The organism is Amycolatopsis iheyensis (genome assembly GCF_024703995.1).
Classification (GTDB): Bacteria; Actinomycetota; Actinomycetes; order Mycobacteriales; family Pseudonocardiaceae; genus Amycolatopsis; species Amycolatopsis iheyensis.
Genome location: NZ_JAMXQV010000053.1, coordinates 14,613 through 30,635 on the forward strand (window position 1 = coordinate 14,613; position 16,023 = coordinate 30,635).

The window sequence follows — 16,023 nt, forward strand, 5'->3', positions numbered from 1 at the left end:
CACATTGGGGCGCATTGGGGAGCGGCCGGCTAGGTGAGGAGCTGGCCGCCGTCGACGGGGATGCTCGTGCCCGTCATGTGGACCGCCCGGTCGCTCGCCAGGAACACCACCATCGCGGCCACGTCTTCGACCGAGGCCATGCGCCGCAACGGGATCCGGTTCACCCAGGCTTCCCGGGCCGGTGAGCCTTCCGGCATGCCTGCCGCCAGCATCGGCGTGAGCACCGGCCCCGGCGCGACGGCGTTGACGCGGATGCCGTGCGCGGCCAGCTCGATCGCCGCCCAGCGGGTCAGCGCGTCCACGGCCGCCTTGCTGCTTTCGTAGCCGCCCATGCCCGGGGTTGGCTGGCGGCCGCCGATCGAGGACAGGTTCACGATCACCCCGGGCCGGCCGTCGGCGACCAGCTGCCGCGCCACCTGCTGGGTCATCAGGAAGGTGCCGTGGACGTTCGTGCGCAGGATGTCGAGCATGGCGTCGCCGGGCAGGTCCAGCAGCGTGCCGTGCACGCTGAGCAGGCCCGCGTTGTTGACCAGGACGTCGACGGGACCGGCTTCGCCGAGCGCGCGGGCGATCGAGGCCTCGTCGGTGATGTCGGCGTCGACACCCCGCACGCCCAGTTCCGCGGCCGCCTTGCCGGCACCGCGGACGTCGGCGAGCACGACGTCGTCGCCCTCGTCGCGGAACGCCGCGGCGATGGCGCGGCCGATCCCGCCCGCCCCTCCGGTCACCAGCACGGTACGGGGAGTGCTCATCAGGGATTCCTTTCGCGCAAGGGCTTTATAGTATACAAACGTAGAAAATAAACCATCGGCGCGCGGGAGGAAACAGTGCGACGACGTCAACTCGGTGACCGGGCGGTCCCGGTCCTGTCGCTGGGCTCGTGGAACACCTGGGACCGGGTGGGGTTCGGCGAGGCGGTGACCATGATCGCGCGCGCGGCCGAGCTCGGCTGCGCGTTCTTCGACGTCGCCCACTACGACATGGGGCCGCACGCCGAGAACGCCCGCACCGACCTGATCTTCGGCGAGGCGGTGCGCGAGGCGGGGCTGGCCCGCGAAGACTGGCTCTACTGCGGGAAACTCTGGCTCTGGGACTACCTGCGCACCGGGTTCGGGCCGCAGCTGCGCACCGCGCTGGAGCGGGTCGGGACCGGCCACGCCGACTTCGTCGTGGTCGGCGACTACTTCGGTGAGCTCGACGTCGAACGCGTGGTCGCCGACGTCGCCGAGCAGATCGACGCCGGCCGGTTCACCGCGTGGGGCGTCAACAACTGGCGGTTCGCCGACGTGCGCGCGGCGATCGACGTCGCCCGCCGCCGTGGCCTGGTGCCGCCGTCCTTCGTCCAGCTGAAGTACAGCCTGGTGCGCCGGTCGATGGCCGAAGGCGAGTACTACGCGCCCCTGTTCGAGTCCGGGGAGCTCGCCCTGCAGGCGTCGGACATCTTCGAAGGTGGCCTGCTGGTCGGTAATTTGCGGCCGGACCGCAAGATCGGGGCGGATGTCGGCGGCATCCGGGACCGGATCGCCGGTGCGTGGCCCGCGGTGCGGCGGGTGGCCGGCGAGCTCGGCGTGTCCCCGGCGCAGCTCGGCATCGCCTTCTGCCTGGCGAACCCGGCGACGGCCAACGTGCTCGTCGGGGCGTCCCGGCTGGCGCAGCTCGAGGAAAACGCCGCCGCCGTCGAGCTGGCGGACACCCTCGGCGCGGAGCGGATCCGGGTGCTCACCGAAGAATTCTCCCTCGATCGCGAAGTTGCGGCCGACGGGACCTGGTGACATCGCCGGTTTATGTCTACAGTCGTAGAAACTTCCCGCCCTCCCGAGAGGAGTTCCCCGATGACCGCCCCCGTCCCGGACCGCATCGTCGACATCGCGATCGGCTACATGGGAGCCAAGCAGTTGTTCGCCGCGTCGCGGATCGGGTTGTTCCCGGCGCTGGCCGACGGTCCCCGGACGGCCGGCGAGCTGGCCGGCACCACCGGCGTCAGCCCCCGCCTGGCCCGGATCCTCGCCGACGCGATGAACGCGCTCGGGCTGCTCGACCGCGAACACGGCCGGTACCGGCTCGCCGCCGACGCGGAGGCGTACCTCAGTGGCCGGGGTACCACCGATCTGACGCCGTTCGTCCAGTTCCTCAACGAAATCAGCTACGGGCACTGGCTGCAGTTCGACACCGCGGTGGACTCGGGTGAGCCCGGCGACCTGCGGATGGACGACGGGCGCTGGGCCACGTTCATGGGCGGGGTGATGCGGTACAACGCGCTGCACGCCGCCATGCTGGCCCAGGCGTTCGACTTCACCCCCTACCGCTCGCTGCTCGACCTCGGTGGCCTTTCGCCCGAGTTCTCGCTCGGTGCGTTGCGTGCCAACGCCGACCTGGCGGTGCGGTTCGTCTTCGCGCCGGACTTCACCGAAGGTGTCACCAATGCGGTGAAGTCCGCCGGGTTCGACGACCGCGTGCGCGTCGAGCCCGCCGAAACCGAGACGGCCGCCCCCGGCGGCGAGCACGACCTCGTCCTGCTCAACCACGTGGTCCACCGGTTCGGCGCCGAGCAGAACCGGGCGATCGTGGCGAACGCCCGCGCCGCCGCCGCGCCCGGTGCGACGTTGCTGCTGCTCGACTTCTTCCTCGACGACGACGACCGGCAGCGGCCCATCGACGCGCTGCATGCGGGGGAGTACTTCGTCATCGACGGCACGGTGGTCTACCCCGAAGCCGAGGTGCGTGCCTGGCTGGCTGACGCCGGCTGGCGGGTGCGGGAAGTCCTGGCCCTGCCGGGAAGCCCGCGCGTGCTCGTCTCCGAAGCAGTCTGACCCGAAAGTGTGCAACGCCGTGGCGGCGGCCCGTTGATTTTATAGCCGACAGTCGTAGACTAACCCGGTCGAGGGTGAGCCCGGTCTCACCCGCACTCCGGGAGTACCCGAAAGAAGGACTCAATGACGAGGACACGGAGAGCGGCGTTCGCCGCGGCGGTGGCGCTGGTGGCCGCCGCGGTGGCCGGGTGCACCGGATCCGGTGGGGCCACCGCGTCCGGGGCCGGCGGCACCGACGAGCTGAAGGCGGGGGTGTTCCTGGACGTCACGTCCTGGGACCCGGCCAACGCCGACATCGGCTTCGACGGGCCGTACCTCTCGGCCGTGTACGACCCGCTGGTCGCGCTGGACAAGGACGCCAAGCCGGTGCCCGCGCTGGCCACCTCCTGGGACTGGACACCCGACCGCAAGACGCTGACCCTGCACCTGCGGTCCGGCGTCACCTTCGACGACGGGCAGAAGTTCGACGCCGCCGCCGCGGTCGCGAACCTGAAGCACCTCAAGTCCGGGGTCCGGTCCGGGCAGGCGTACCTCAACGTCGCGAGCATCGACGCCAAGGGCACCGACACGGTCGAGCTGCACCTGTCCAAACGCGACGACGCGCTGCTGTACTTCATGGGGCTCGGCCGCAGCTGGATGGCCTCGCCCGCGGCCATCCAGGCGAACACGCTGGCCAACGGCCCGGCCGGCTCGGGGCCCTACACCTACGACAAGGCGCAGTCGACCCCGCAGTCCCAGTACGTGTTCACCAAGAAACCGAACCACTGGGACAGCGCGACCTACCCGTTCCCGACCGTGCGGCTGTTCCCGATCACCGACCAGACCGCGGCGTTCAACGCGATGCTCTCGGGCCAGCTCAACGTCCAGTTCGCCAACGCGGCCAACCTGCCCAAGGCACAGCAGAACGGCTGGAACGTCGCGAAGAAGGCGGCCTCGTGGGTCGGCGTGCAGTTCGCCGACCGGATCGGCGAGCAGGTCAAGGCGCTCGGCGACCCGCGCGTCCGGCAGGCGATCAGCCATGCCTTCGACGCCGCGGGCATCCTCAAGGCGGTCGGCAACGACGCCGGGACGGTCACCGACCAGCTGTTCCCGGTCGGCAGCGCGACCTACGACGAGAGCCAGAACGGCAAGTACAAAACGGACCTCGCCCAGGCCAAGCAGCTGCTGGCCGAGGCGGGGTACGCGGGCGGCTTCTCGGTGAAGATGCCGATGTCGCCGATCTTCCAGGCGTGGCAGCCCGCCGCCAACCAGACGTTCGGCCAGCTCGGCATCAAGGTCGAGTGGCAGGACATGGCGATGGCCGACTACCAGAAGAACGCGCCGACCTACCCGATGTTCCTCGCGGTCATCGCCATGGACGGCAACGACATGGCCACGCTCACCGACCAGGTCACCTCGGCGCAGTGGTACAACCCCAAGCCGTCGGTCGACGCCTTCCCCGACGTCAAGGCGCTCGTCGACCAGGCCGAGCAGGCCGAGCCGGGGCCGGCGCAGACCGCCCTGCTCAAGCAGCTCAACACGAAGCTCGTGGACCTCGCCTGGTGGGACGTCTGGTACCAGGCCGACAACCTCTACTACAGCGTCAAGGGCATCACGGTGACCCCGATCACCGGCATGATGTTCCCGACCCTGCGGTTCATCCAGCGCGGCTGACGCGCCCGTCCCGCGGCGGGTCCGTCCACAGCGGACGGACCCGCCGCCGAGGGAGCCGGAAATGCTGACTTTCGTCTTCAAGCGCCTGGCGTCGGGGGTCCTGCTGCTCGTGCTGGTCACGAGCGGGACCTTCTTCCTCGCGCACCTCGCCGTGGGCGACCCGACCGCCGGGTTGCTCGGCAACAGCGCGACCCCCGCCCAGCAGGCGGCGTTGCGCGCCAAGATCGGCTACGACCAGCCGCTGCTGAACCAGTTCTGGACCTGGTTCTCCCACGCCGTCACCGGGGACTTCGGCACGTCGTGGCGCAGTTTCCAGCCGGTCGGCGACCAGATCGCGCTGCGCGTGCCGGTGACGCTGTCGGTGGTCGTGGCCGCCACCGTGCTCGCCGCGGTGGTCGGCGTCGCCGCGGGCGTGGCCTGCGGGCTGCGCCCGGGCGGCCTCGGCGACCGCGTGCTCAAGCTGGCGTCGGTGGTGCTGTTCGCGCTGCCCGGGTTCTGGCTCAGCCTCGTGCTGGTGACCTGGTTCGCGCTGCGGCTCAAGTGGTTCCCGGCGGTCGGGTACGTCTCGCCGGAGGAGTCGGTGGGCGGCTGGCTGCAGTCGATCACGCTGCCCGCGATCGCTCTGGCGCTTGGCGCGATCGTGATGATCGCCGAGCAGCTGCGCAACAGCTTCCTGCAGGTCGCCGGCCAGGACTTCGTCCGGACCCTGCGGGCACGCGGCCTGTCGAAGCGCCGGGTGACCGCGCACGTGCTGCGCAACGCCGCCCCGGCCGCGCTGACCGTGCTGGCGTTGCTGTTCGTCGGGCTGCTCGGCGGCGCGATCGTCGTGGAGATCGTGTTCAACCTGCCCGGCATCGGCAGCCTGACGCAGTCGGCGTCCCAGATCGGCGACATCCCGGTGCTGCTCGGCCTGACCGCCGTGACCGTGGTGTTCGTCGTCATCGTCAACTTCCTGCTCGACCTCGTGCTCGGGTGGGTCAACCCGAAGGTGCGCCAGCGATGACCGCCGTTCCGCTCCCCGTCGGCCCGGCGCCCGTCAAGCGGGTGTCGCTGGGCCGGCGCTACCTCCGCCGCCCGCTCGGCGTGGCCGCCCTCGCCGTGTTCGCGATCGTGGTGGCGGTCGCGGTGCTCGCCCCCTGGCTGGCGCCGTTCGACCCCGACCACCTCGACTTCGCGCTGTCCCACGCCACCCCGGGCAACGGGCATCCCCTCGGCGGCGACTCGGCGGGCCGCGACATCCTCAGCCGGTTGCTCTACGGCGCGCGGACCACGCTCTACGGAGCTCTGATCACCTGCCTGACCTGCGTGGTGCTCGGCGTCCCCGCCGGCGTCGCCGCGGGGTACTTCGGCGGGGTGACCGACCGGATCGCGTCCTGGATCAGCGACGCGCTGCAGTCGGTGCCGGTGATGATCGTGCTCCTGGTGGTCGCCGCGGGCACCGGCCAGAACTTCGCGGTCCTGATGGTCACCCTGGGCGTGCTGCTCGCCCCCGGCCACTACCGGATCGCGCGGGCGCGGGCGCTGACCGTCTGCCGGGAGCCCTACATCGACGCCGCGCGCGTGTCCGGGGTGACGACCCTGCGCATCCTGCGCACGCACATGCTGCGCGCGGTGTACGCCCCGGTCATCGTGCAGACGGCGCTGACCGCCGGGATCGCCATCGGCCTGCAGGCCGGGCTGCAGTTCCTCGGCGTCGGGTCGGCGTCCACGCCCAGCTGGGGCCAGATGATGAACGACGGCTTCCAGACCATGCTCAGCTACCCGCTGATCCTGCTCTGGCCCTCGATCGCCCTCGGCCTCACGATCGCCGCGCTGGCGTTCATCGGGTCGACGCTGGCGGACCTGGTCAGCGTGCGGGTCGAGCTGCCCACGGCCCGCCGCCGCGCCCGCGTCCGCCGTGAGCTGGCCGCCGCCCCGGAGCTTTCCCGCGAAAGCTCCGGGCCGAGCGGGGCGCACGTGCACGAGGTCGCGGACAGCGCCCTGCGCGTCGAAAACCTCCGGGTGGGGTACGCGACCCGGGACGGGGTCAGCGAAGTCGTCCAAGGGGTGTCGTTCGACGCGGCTCCCGGTGAGGTGCTGGGCATCGTCGGCGAGTCGGGCTCGGGCAAGACGCAGACCATCTTCTCCGTGCTCGACCTGCTCCCGGCCGGCGGCACCGCGGTCGCCGACGGCATCTGGGTCGGCGGCGAGGAGGTCGGGCGCCGGTCGCCGAAGGAGCGGGCCGCCCTGCTCGGCCGGGCGATCGGGTACGTGCCGCAGGAGCCGATGACCAACCTCGACCCGTGCTACGCGATCGGCCACCAGCTCGCCGAGCCGCTGCGGCGGGTGCACGGGCTGTCGAAGGCCGAGGCTCGGCAGCGGGCCCGGGACGTCCTCGTGCGGGTCGGGATCCAGGACCCCGACCGGGTGCTGAAGGCCTACCCGCACCAGATCTCCGGCGGCATGGCCCAGCGCGTGCTCATCGCCGGGGCGGTCGCCGGGCGGCCGTCGCTGCTGGTCGCCGACGAGCCGACGACCGCGCTCGACGTCACGGTCCAGGCGGAGGTCCTCGAGCTGCTGCGCGAACTGCAGCGCGAGTACGGGATGGCGCTGGTCATCGTGACCCACGACTTCGGGGTCGTGGCCGACATCTGCGACCGCGTCGTCGTCATGAAGGACGGCCGGGTCGTGGAGACCGGCCCGGTCGAGCGGATCTTCCAGCGGCCCGAAGCCCCCTACACCGCGGAGCTGATCGGCGCCTCGCTGGACGACGCCGCCTGCCGCGACGAACTCGACGAAGCGTGTTCCCCGGCCGGGGTGCGCGGAGAGGAAGCCACCCGATGACCGCACTGCTGGAGGTCGACGACCTCGTGGTGGACTACCGGCTGCGCCGCGGCGTCGCCTTCCGCGCGCTGGACGGCGTCTCGCTGTCGGTCGGGCCGGGGGAGTGCGTCGGCCTGGTCGGGGAGAGCGGCTCGGGCAAGTCGACGCTCGGGAAGGCCGTGCTCGGCCTCGCCGGGGTCACCTCCGGCCGGATCACGTTCGCCGGCGGGGACATCACGCACCTGCGCGGCGCCGCCCGCCGCCGGCTGGCCGGCGACGTCCAGGTCGTGTTCCAGGACCCGTACGGCTCGCTGGACCCGACGATGACCGTCGGGGAGGTGCTGGCCGAGCCGCTCGTCGTGGCGGGGACGTCCCGCGCCGAGGCGCGCACGGTCGTGGCCGCGATGCTCGACCGCGTGCGGCTGCCGGCCGGCGCGGTGCACCGGTACCCGAGCGAGTTCTCCGGCGGACAGCGCCAGCGCGTCGCGATCGCGCGGGCCCTGGTGCGCCGCCCGCGGCTGGTCGTTTGCGACGAGCCGGTCAGCGCGCTGGACCTGACCACCCAGGCGGCCATCCTCGACCTGTTCGTCGACCTGCAGCGCGAAACCGGGGTGTCCTACCTGTTCGTCTCGCACGACCTCGGCGTCGTGCGGCGGGTCTGCCACCGGGTTTGCGTGCTGTACCGGGGAAAGATCGTGGAAGCGGGGCCGACCCGCGCGGTGACCGAGGTGCCGGAGCACCCGTACACGCAGCGCCTGCGGCTCGCGTCCCCCGTCGCCGACCCGGCTCGCCAGGCCGAACGCCGCGCCACGTGGCTCAGCCTGCGCGAGCCGGCATGACCTAGAGTCGGTAGCCATGCCGAAGGTCATCGACCACGACGAACGACGCCGCGAAATCGTGGCCGTCGCCAAGAAGCTGATCATCGAAGGCGGCTTCGAGGCGGCGACCATGCGCAGCATCGTCACCGCCGCCGGGTTCGCCAACGGCGCGCTCAAGCACTACTTCGCCAGCAAGGACGAGATCATCGCGGCGACGTTCGAGAGCGTGCTGCGGGAAACCCAGGCGCTGCTGGCCGGTTTGGACCCCGCGCTCGGGCCGGTCGAAGCGTTGCGGGGATTCGTCGAAGGTGCTCTGCCGCTGACCCCGGACCGGATCGCGGCCGGGCGCGTGCTGCTGGCGCTGTGGGACCACTCCGTGGCCAACCCCGGTCTCGCGGCGCAGTACCGCGAGCTGCTGACGAGCTGGCGGGCCGAGCTGTGCCGGCGGCTGGCGGCCGCGCGGGGCAAGGGCGAGCGGACGAACGCGCGCGCGGTCGGCGTGCTCGCGGACGAGATCATCTCGGTGGCCATCGGGGCCACGGTGTCGAGCCTGATGTACCCGGTGGGCTCGCTGGTCGCCCGCTATACCGCCTACGTCGACGGTTTGCTGGCGCGGATCACCGAATGAGCGGTTTTCGTCTACACTTGTAGAATGAAACCTGCGCTCCCCGTCACCCGCACTCCGTCGTCCGGCGTGCCCGCCGGTCCACCCGTCGTGCTGCTGCACGGCTTCGCCTCCAGCGGGGCCGAAGACTGGCCGGCGCGGCGGTGGGCCGGCCCGCTCGCCGAAGCCGGCCGCGAGACCTTCGTCGTGCACCTGCCGGGCCACCGGGACGGACCCGCCGTCGCGGCCGTCGAGGACGTCACGACGGGAGTGGTGCTGCGCCGGCTGGCCGCCGCCGTGCCCGCCGGCGAGGTCGACGTCGTCGGCTACTCCCTCGGCGCCCGGCTGGCGTGGAGCCTGGCGGCCGAGGAGGTGCTGCCGGTGCGCCGGCTGGTGCTCGGCGGCCTGAGCGGGATGGACCCCTTCGCCGCACTCGACCCGGCGGCGCTGCGGGCCGCGGTCCGCACGGGGGCGGCGGAGGACCCGCTGACGGCCGGGATCGCGGGGCTGGTCCGGGCCGGGGACGCGGACTCCTTGCTGCGGCTGGTGGAGGGCTTGGGCCGGGAGCCGTTCGACCCGGCGGCCGCGGTCCCGAAGGTGCCGACGTTGTTCCTGGCGGGTACAGCCGATCCCATGGCAGCGGGCATCGAGACGGTGGCGGGCCGCCTCCCGGACGCCCGGCTGCAGCACGTACCCGGCGACCACCAGGGCGCCCTGGCGTCCGATGAGCTGCGCACGGCCGTGTTCGGCTTCCTCATGGACTGACCACGCTGCTGATCACCGCTGTCCGCGCTTGACAGCCCCCTGCCAGCGCGGTGTGCGCGCCCTGAGGGTGGCCCGCCGCAGGCTGAACCGGTCGCCGAAATCCGGCTGCGGAAGGGGATTTCTCATGCATGACGTGGTGATCGTGGGCGCCGGGCCGGTCGGGCTGTTCCTGGCCTGCGAGCTGGGCCTCGCGGGCTGCTCGGTCCTGGTGCTCGAGCGGGAGCCGGAGCCCGGCGCCCCGTGGCGGACGGCCCCGCTCGGGCGGCGCGGCCTGTTCGCCGCTTCCGTCGCGGCGTTCCACCGGCGCGGGCTGCTGGAGCCGTTGCTGACCGAGGCCGGCCCCGCGTTCGGCGCCGCCGAAGGCGACGACCCGGCTCGGCCGCGCTTCGCGGGGCACTTCGCCGGGATCGTGCTCGACGCGGCCGACGTCGACCTCGCCGCCCTGCCGTTCCGGCTGCCCGGCGCGATGCCGGACGCCGTCATGACCAGCCTCGACACGGTCGAGGCGGTGCTTTCCGAGCGGGCGGCCAAGTTCGGGGTCGAGATCCGCCGCGGGGTCGCCGTGGACGGCCTCACCCAGGACGACGAGCGCGTCGTCGTGCACGCCGCCACGCGGGAGTACCCGGCGCGCTGGGCCGTCGGCTGCGACGGCGGGCGAAGCGCGGTGCGCCGGCTCGCGGGCTTCGAGTTCACCGGCACCGAGCCGCAGTTCACCGGGTACGTCGCGCTCACCACCAGCCCCGACATCGAAAAGCTGAACCCGGGGTTCACCCCGACGCCGCACGGCATGTACATCCGGATGGCCGCGGAAGGTCACATCGGCGTGATGGACTTCGACGGCGGTGCGTTCGACCGCTCGCGGGAAGTCACCCGCGAGCACCTCCAGGAAGTGCTGCGGCGCGTCTCCGGCACCGACGTGACGCTGACGGCGGTCCACCTCGCTTCGAGCTACACCGACCGCGCGATGCAGGCGACGACCTACCGGCGGGGCCGCGTCCTGCTCGCGGGCGACGCCGCGCACCTCGTTTCGCCCCTCGGCGGGCAGGGGCTCAACACCGGCATCGGCGACGCCGCCAACCTGGGCTGGAAGCTCGCGGCGACCCTGCGCGGGCAGGCCCCGGACGGGCTGCTCGACACCTACACCAGCGAGCGCCACCCGGTCGGCGCCTGGGCGCTCGGCTGGACGCGGGCCCAGGTGGCCTCGATGCGGCCGGATCCGCACGCCCAGGCCGTCCAGAGCGTGCTGCGCGACCTGCTCCGGACCCGGAACGGCACGACCTACGTGTTCGAGAAGCTTTCCGGCATGTCGGCCGGCCACGACCTCGGCGACGGCCGTTCGCCGGTCGGCCGCGTCGCACCGGACTTCCGGCTGGACGACGGGACGAGCCTCGCCGACCTGATGCGATACGGCCGGGGCGTCGTCCTCGACTTCAGCGCCGATCGTCGGCTGCGCACTTCCGCGGCGGCTTGGGAAAGCGAGCTGCGGTACGCCGCGGGCACCGCCGAGAACGACCTCGGCCTCGGCGCGGTCCTGGTCCGCCCCGACGGGGTCGTCGCCTGGGCCGGCGCGCACGTGCCCGATCGCGGCTCGTTCGAACGAGCCGCCCGGCACTGGTTCGGCGACGCGAGCGTCTGATGTGGACGGACGGTGGTCAGCCGTGCTCGGTGTCCTCGGCACCGGCCACCCGGTTCGCGTCGGAAGGCGGCCCTGGCGTCGACCGGACCGGTCCTGGTGCCCGTGCTGGTCGAGGCGCCGGCCGCCGGCGTGCGCGTCATGGAACCGGCGCGCGGACAGCTCATGCCGAAGCCCATCTCGCACGACGGACGCGCCGGTGGTGACCGGCCCGGAGAGGCGCCGATGCGCGATCGCCGCCGTACCCACCGCATGGCCGCCGGGTCACTCGCCCCGGGCGGTGTGCGCTGCCCCGCTACGGTGTCGGCTGAAGCTTTGGTCAAGCGAAAGGTGCCCTCCGTGGCGGGAAAACGCGACCTGATCCTCCGGGCCGCTGTCGGCATGATCGCGCGCAACGGCGTCCGTGGGCTGCGTGTCGAGGACGTCGCAGCCGAGGCAGGGGCCTCCACCGGGCTGATCTACTACCACTTCAAGGACCGCGCCGGGCTGCTCACCGCCACCCTCGACCACGTCAACGACCGTGCCGAGCACTACACCACCCGGGCCCTGCCGGAGTCCGACGACCCGCGCGTGCGGCTGGAACAGCGCCTGCTTCTCGAACTGCAGGACGTCGACGAGGTGCGCGAGAACAGCCTGGCCTGGGGTGAGCTGCGCGCCAGTGCCGTGTTCGAGCCCGAGCTGCGGGACCGGCTGGCCGCCGCCAGCAGGCTGTGGGTCGCCGAGATCGCCGAGCTGGTCGCGGCGGCGGGGGAGCACGCGAAGGCCGAGGACGTCGCCGAGCGGCTCACCGCGCTCGTCGAGGGGCTTTCGGAACGATGGCTGTCCGGCACGCTCACCGTGGCCCGGGCCAGGGATCTGCTGGTCGGGGGCGTCGCGGCCGAGCTCGGAGCCTGAGACTCCGGACACGTCACCGAAGGTCCGGCCGGTCTTGATTTGACTGAATTTTCAGTCAGTGTCAGGCTGGGTGGCAGCCACCTCTGCCGACAGGAGCCCGATGCCACCCGAACTCGTCTCCCGCCGTAGCGCGCTCACCGCCGCGCTCGGTTTCGGCGCCGCCGCCCTCGGCGTCACCGGGTGTGGCACTCCCGCATCGCCGGCCGCGCCGGACGCGCCGGCGGTGGACCGCGGTGGCGACGTGGCCGGGCGGACCTTCGGCGCCGAGTGGGAGCGTCACGCCAGGACCATCATGTCGTGGCCGGCGTCGACCGGCATCTGGGGCGAGGACCTGCCTGCCGTCCAGGCCGACATCGCGCGGCTCGCCCAGGCCGTCGCCGAATTCGAAAGCGTCGTCCTGCTGGCCGCGCCCGCCGATGAGGACCGGGTCCGAGCCGCGGTGGGCGCCGAGGTCGAGGTCGTCCCCATCCCGACCGACGATCTGTGGGCCCGCGACACCGCGCCGGTCTTCGTCCAGGACGCCGGGAAGGCGACCGGCGTCGACTTCAACTTCAACGGCTGGGGTGGCAAACAGCGTCACCCCAACGACTCCCGTGTCGCTGCCGCCGTGCTGGAGCGCTACCGCCTCCCACGCGTCGCCGCGCCGCTGATCGCCGAAGGCGGCGCGCTCGAGACCGACGGGCAGGGCACGTTGCTCGTCACCGAAAGCTCGCTCGTCAACGACAACCGCAACCCCGGCAAGGATCGTCGGCAGGTCGAAGCCGACCTCGAGCAGACCTTGGGTGTCCGCAAGGTGATCTGGCTCGCGGGCGTCAAGGGGCAGGACATCACCGACGCTCACGTCGACTGCCTCGTCCGGTACGTCGCACCCGGGGTCGTGCTCTTGGACAAGGCTTTCCCCGGCAGTCCTCCGGACGTCTGGTCCCGTTCCGCCGAGCAGGCCCGCGGCGTCCTCACCGAGGCCACCGACGCCGCCGGGCGGCGGCTCCGGGTCGTCGACCTGCCTCAGCCCGACCCGGACCGGATCACCGGCCGCGGTGAAGCGTTCGTTTCGTCCTACGCGAACTTCTACGTCGCCAACGGCGCGGTGTTCCTGCCGAAGTTCGGCGACGCCGAGTCCGACGACCGGGCCCGCGGGATCCTGGGTGAGCACTTCCCGGGCCGCGAAGTGGTGCTCGTGCCGATCGACGCCATCGCCGCCGGCGGAGGTGGGATCCACTGCTCGACCCACGACATGCCCGGCTGAGCGTCAGGTGAGGGCGGGACCACGCCCGCTTTCCTTGCCAGGCAGGATTTTGACGGCCGCGTCGCTCGACGAGTTCGCCGGTGCCGGCTTCCCGTAGCCGGTCGGCCGGCGGGAGGTGCGGTGGCGCCGGACGCGCGAGCGGGCTTCCCCGGCCGCAGTCCAGGCCGGGGCTCGGCATCCCCCGGATGAGTGATACCGCGGGCATCAATCTCGTTTCGGCACGGCGAAAACGCGGTGTCCAAACCGGACAATCCGTGTCAGGTCACTCGTTCGGCCCTGGCAGCAGGGTGAATTCCCCGCTGCGTGTCCGGAGAAGTTCCGACTTTGGTCGGGTTGACGTCTCGCGCACCCGAGCGCTCGCGGGCAGACCTCCGTGGCCGGAGGGGCAACCGCGCTGCGCCGAGGGCCGGTTTCGGGCCCTTCCGCCTGGCCGTTGATCATGAATGTCCGGTTCTGCCCGACTGTTCGCGTCGCGGTGTCCAGAAGGGAACGAGTCGCGCTACCGGGGGAAAACGTCTTTACGATGATCGTGCTGTCTCCGTCAGGCTTTCACGTCTTCCGGCGTCGGGAGTGCTGAGCGGGGCGATGCCGGGGTCCCGCCGAATCCTTTGTGGACGGTGGTGGCCCGACCCCGTTGCGGCAGGGCAGAACAACGGATTCGAGGAGGCGAACATGGCGGCTCAGAACGGCGCCAAGGTAGACACCGGGATCATGCGCCAAGGCGCTAGCACCATCACCGACACCGGCCAGGGCATCACGGGTGTCAATCGCCAGGTGGACGCCACCATGCAGGAGCTGCTGGGTACCTGGCGCTCGGACGCGGCCGTGGTCTTCCACGAGGCGATGGGCACGTTCGACCGCACCGTGCAGACGATCGTGGACCGGCTGAACACGCTTTCCCAGCACGTCACGACCGGTGCGAACGACTACGACCGCCAGGACGAGGACAACACCTCGAACGTCCGCCAGCAGGCCGCGACCATCGGTGGCCTGCCCGGCTTCTGACCGGTCTCCCCTTATCGGAAAGGAAAACCCCATGGCTCTGGGTCAGTTCACCATCAGCTTCGCGCAGATGGAAGCCACGGTCGGACGCGCGCAGCAGCAGTCGCAGCAGATCACCGAGCTGCTCGACCAGATGAACCGCACCATCACCGCGCAGCGCGAGCACTGGCTCGGCAGCGCGGCCGACGAGTTCCAGTCCACCTACGAGTGGTGCCGCCAGCAGGCGCTGACGCTGCCGCAGTCGCTCGACGCCGCCGGCCGCACGCTGGCGACGGTCAACGAGGGCACGTCGAGCACCGAGAGCGCCAACGCGACGCGGTTCGCGCAGCGCTGACGCCGCACGCCCGGCCGGGGCGCGGTCCTCAGCCGCGTCCCGGCCGGGTCCGTCCGAACGCGACAGACCGGAAAGGACCCCTCCCGCCATGGCCTTCGACCCGGTGGTCTTCGAAACCGCCTCGATCGCGAACCCGAACAACCAGCACAGCGACGCCCCACCGTCGACCGAGGGCGACTTCAACAGCCCCGGCCCCCAGGACCCGGGCGACCAGGGCAACGTCTACATCCCGGTCGGTGACGTCTCCACCGCGCCGCCCGTGCCCGGGGGCGCCGACCACCCCGGCAAGGGCGTCACCGCGGTGAACACCCAGGCGATGCACACGTTCGCGCAGAACCTGCGCACGCTCGCCGACGGCCCGCTGGCCAAGCTGCCGGGCCAGCTCGACACCGTGAACGTCAAGCCGGGCATGTTCGCCACCGCGCACGACAAGATCCTCCAGCCGATCGTCGGCGAGGGTGGCCTGCGCGACTCCACCCGCACCACGGTGCAGGACCTCATCACGGCGATGCACGACGCCGCGGACGCGGTCGACAAGGCGGCCAACGCCTACGACTCCGCCGACGAGGCCAACAAGATGACCACCGACGCCTACAACCAGTACTTCGGGCAGCTGAGCTCGGAGATCACCGGCGCGGGGTCCAAGCAGCACTGATCGACCACGGGCGGGCGGCGAACCAGGGACGGGCGAGCGAGGAACGATGGGCGACGACAACAACACCCACGGGTTCACCCAGGACGACAACGGCGTCTGGCCGGATTCCAGCAGCACGCCGACGAATTCCACCGGCGACCCCGGCAAGGACTTCGACGGCCTGACCTGGAAGCAGATCCAAGCCGCCATCATCGGTGGCGGGTCGATGGCGCCCGGCCAGGACCAGGCCGACCAGGCCTACGGCAACGTGAACTGGCAGTCCCTGCAGACCGCCGCCGGCGTGTTCCAGACGACGCAGCTGAGCCTCGCCGTCGTCGCGGAGGCCATCCAGAAGCAGGCCGAAGCGCTCGCCGGGGAAGACGGCCCGTGGAAGGGCACGGCGGCGACCAACTTCAAGGGCATGATGAACGACATGGCCTCGAAGTTCGAGGGCCTCGTCCACCAGATCAACGACGGCAGCAGCGGCGGCCGCAACATCCCGAACCAGCTGGCCAACTCGGCCGCGTACCTGCAGTGGGCGCAGAACACGTTGCGCTACATCGATTCCTACTACGCCCAGCAGGTCATCGCCCGCGGCAAGGTGCTCAACGACGGGCGCGCCTACATCTCGCAGTTCCCCGAAGCCGTCGAGATGATGACGAACGACATGCGCGCGGTCGGCAACCAGCTGGCCGGCAAGTACCACTCGTTCTCCGTCGCGAGCTACACCGCGCCGCCGCCGGCGACCCCGCCGCCCGGCGCGGACGTCCCGCCGCCCCCGCCGCCGCCCGAGGCGCCGCCGCCCCCGGACATCCCGCCGCCCGCGGA

Annotated in this window: 16 protein-coding genes; 15 read left to right on the plus strand and 1 reads right to left on the minus strand. The window is 71.7% G+C overall.

Annotated elements, in window-relative coordinates; translation table 11 throughout:
- Window positions 1-29: 29 nt before the first annotated feature.
- The gene (locus M8542_RS48880) at window positions 30-752 is read right to left on the minus strand and encodes an SDR family NAD(P)-dependent oxidoreductase (RefSeq protein ID WP_257927295.1); all 723 of its coding nucleotides are present in this window, start codon (window positions 750-752) and stop codon (window positions 30-32) included.
- A 75-nt stretch (window positions 753-827) separates the two neighbouring features.
- Here M8542_RS48880 and M8542_RS48885 point away from each other — a divergent pair, with 75 nt between their 5' ends.
- From M8542_RS48885 to M8542_RS48955, 15 genes are all read left to right on the plus strand, one after another.
- Window positions 828-1,772, plus strand: coding sequence for an aldo/keto reductase (locus tag M8542_RS48885; protein WP_257927296.1), 945 nt, complete (start codon window positions 828-830; stop codon window positions 1,770-1,772).
- A gap of 60 nt (window positions 1,773-1,832) precedes the next feature.
- Window positions 1,833-2,810 (plus strand): methyltransferase family protein, encoded by a 978-nt coding sequence (locus M8542_RS48890; RefSeq protein ID WP_257927297.1) that lies wholly within the window; start codon window positions 1,833-1,835, stop codon window positions 2,808-2,810.
- Between the two features lie 123 nt (window positions 2,811-2,933).
- The gene (locus tag M8542_RS48895; protein ID WP_257927298.1) at window positions 2,934-4,463 is read left to right on the plus strand and encodes an ABC transporter substrate-binding protein; all 1,530 of its coding nucleotides are present in this window, start codon (window positions 2,934-2,936) and stop codon (window positions 4,461-4,463) included.
- 61 nt (window positions 4,464-4,524) lie between these two features.
- Window positions 4,525-5,466, plus strand: coding sequence for an ABC transporter permease (locus M8542_RS48900; RefSeq protein WP_257927299.1), 942 nt, complete (start codon window positions 4,525-4,527; stop codon window positions 5,464-5,466).
- Window positions 5,463-7,286: a dipeptide/oligopeptide/nickel ABC transporter permease/ATP-binding protein gene (locus tag M8542_RS48905; protein ID WP_257927300.1), complete on the plus strand. Its 1,824-nt coding sequence runs from the start codon at window positions 5,463-5,465 to the stop codon at window positions 7,284-7,286. The genes M8542_RS48900 and M8542_RS48905 overlap by 4 nt, the downstream gene beginning before the upstream one ends.
- A complete protein-coding gene (locus tag M8542_RS48910; RefSeq protein WP_257927301.1) occupies window positions 7,283-8,104 on the plus strand; it encodes an ATP-binding cassette domain-containing protein in 822 nt (273 codons plus the stop codon). The genes M8542_RS48905 and M8542_RS48910 overlap by 4 nt, the downstream gene beginning before the upstream one ends.
- 16 nt (window positions 8,105-8,120) lie before the next feature.
- Window positions 8,121-8,711 carry a TetR/AcrR family transcriptional regulator gene (locus M8542_RS48915; RefSeq protein ID WP_257927302.1) on the plus strand — a complete coding sequence of 197 codons (591 nt, stop codon included), beginning with the start codon at window positions 8,121-8,123 and terminating at the stop codon, window positions 8,709-8,711.
- A 24-nt stretch (window positions 8,712-8,735) separates the two neighbouring features.
- A complete protein-coding gene (locus tag M8542_RS48920; protein ID WP_257927303.1) occupies window positions 8,736-9,452 on the plus strand; it encodes an alpha/beta fold hydrolase in 717 nt (238 codons plus the stop codon).
- Window positions 9,453-9,576: 124 nt separating this feature from the next.
- Entirely contained in the window at window positions 9,577-11,088 is a 1,512-nt protein-coding gene (locus M8542_RS48925) for an FAD-dependent oxidoreductase (protein ID WP_257927304.1), read from the plus strand.
- 336 nt (window positions 11,089-11,424) lie between these two features.
- The gene (locus tag M8542_RS48930; RefSeq protein WP_257927305.1) at window positions 11,425-11,979 is read left to right on the plus strand and encodes a TetR/AcrR family transcriptional regulator; all 555 of its coding nucleotides are present in this window, start codon (window positions 11,425-11,427) and stop codon (window positions 11,977-11,979) included.
- A 100-nt stretch (window positions 11,980-12,079) separates the two neighbouring features.
- Window positions 12,080-13,225, plus strand: a complete 1,146-nt coding sequence (locus tag M8542_RS48935; RefSeq protein WP_257927306.1) for an agmatine deiminase family protein — start codon at window positions 12,080-12,082, stop codon at window positions 13,223-13,225.
- Window positions 13,226-13,897: 672 nt separating this feature from the next.
- A complete protein-coding gene (locus M8542_RS48940) occupies window positions 13,898-14,230 on the plus strand; it encodes a WXG100 family type VII secretion target (RefSeq protein WP_257927307.1) in 333 nt (110 codons plus the stop codon).
- 31 nt (window positions 14,231-14,261) lie between these two features.
- Window positions 14,262-14,561 (plus strand): WXG100 family type VII secretion target, encoded by a 300-nt coding sequence (locus M8542_RS48945; protein WP_247050428.1) that lies wholly within the window; start codon window positions 14,262-14,264, stop codon window positions 14,559-14,561.
- A gap of 88 nt (window positions 14,562-14,649) precedes the next feature.
- Window positions 14,650-15,216: a hypothetical protein gene (locus M8542_RS48950; RefSeq protein ID WP_257927308.1), complete on the plus strand. Its 567-nt coding sequence runs from the start codon at window positions 14,650-14,652 to the stop codon at window positions 15,214-15,216.
- Between the two features lie 46 nt (window positions 15,217-15,262).
- Window positions 15,263-16,023: hypothetical protein (locus M8542_RS48955; RefSeq protein ID WP_257927309.1), on the plus strand; the 761-nt coding region annotated here is incomplete at its 3' end.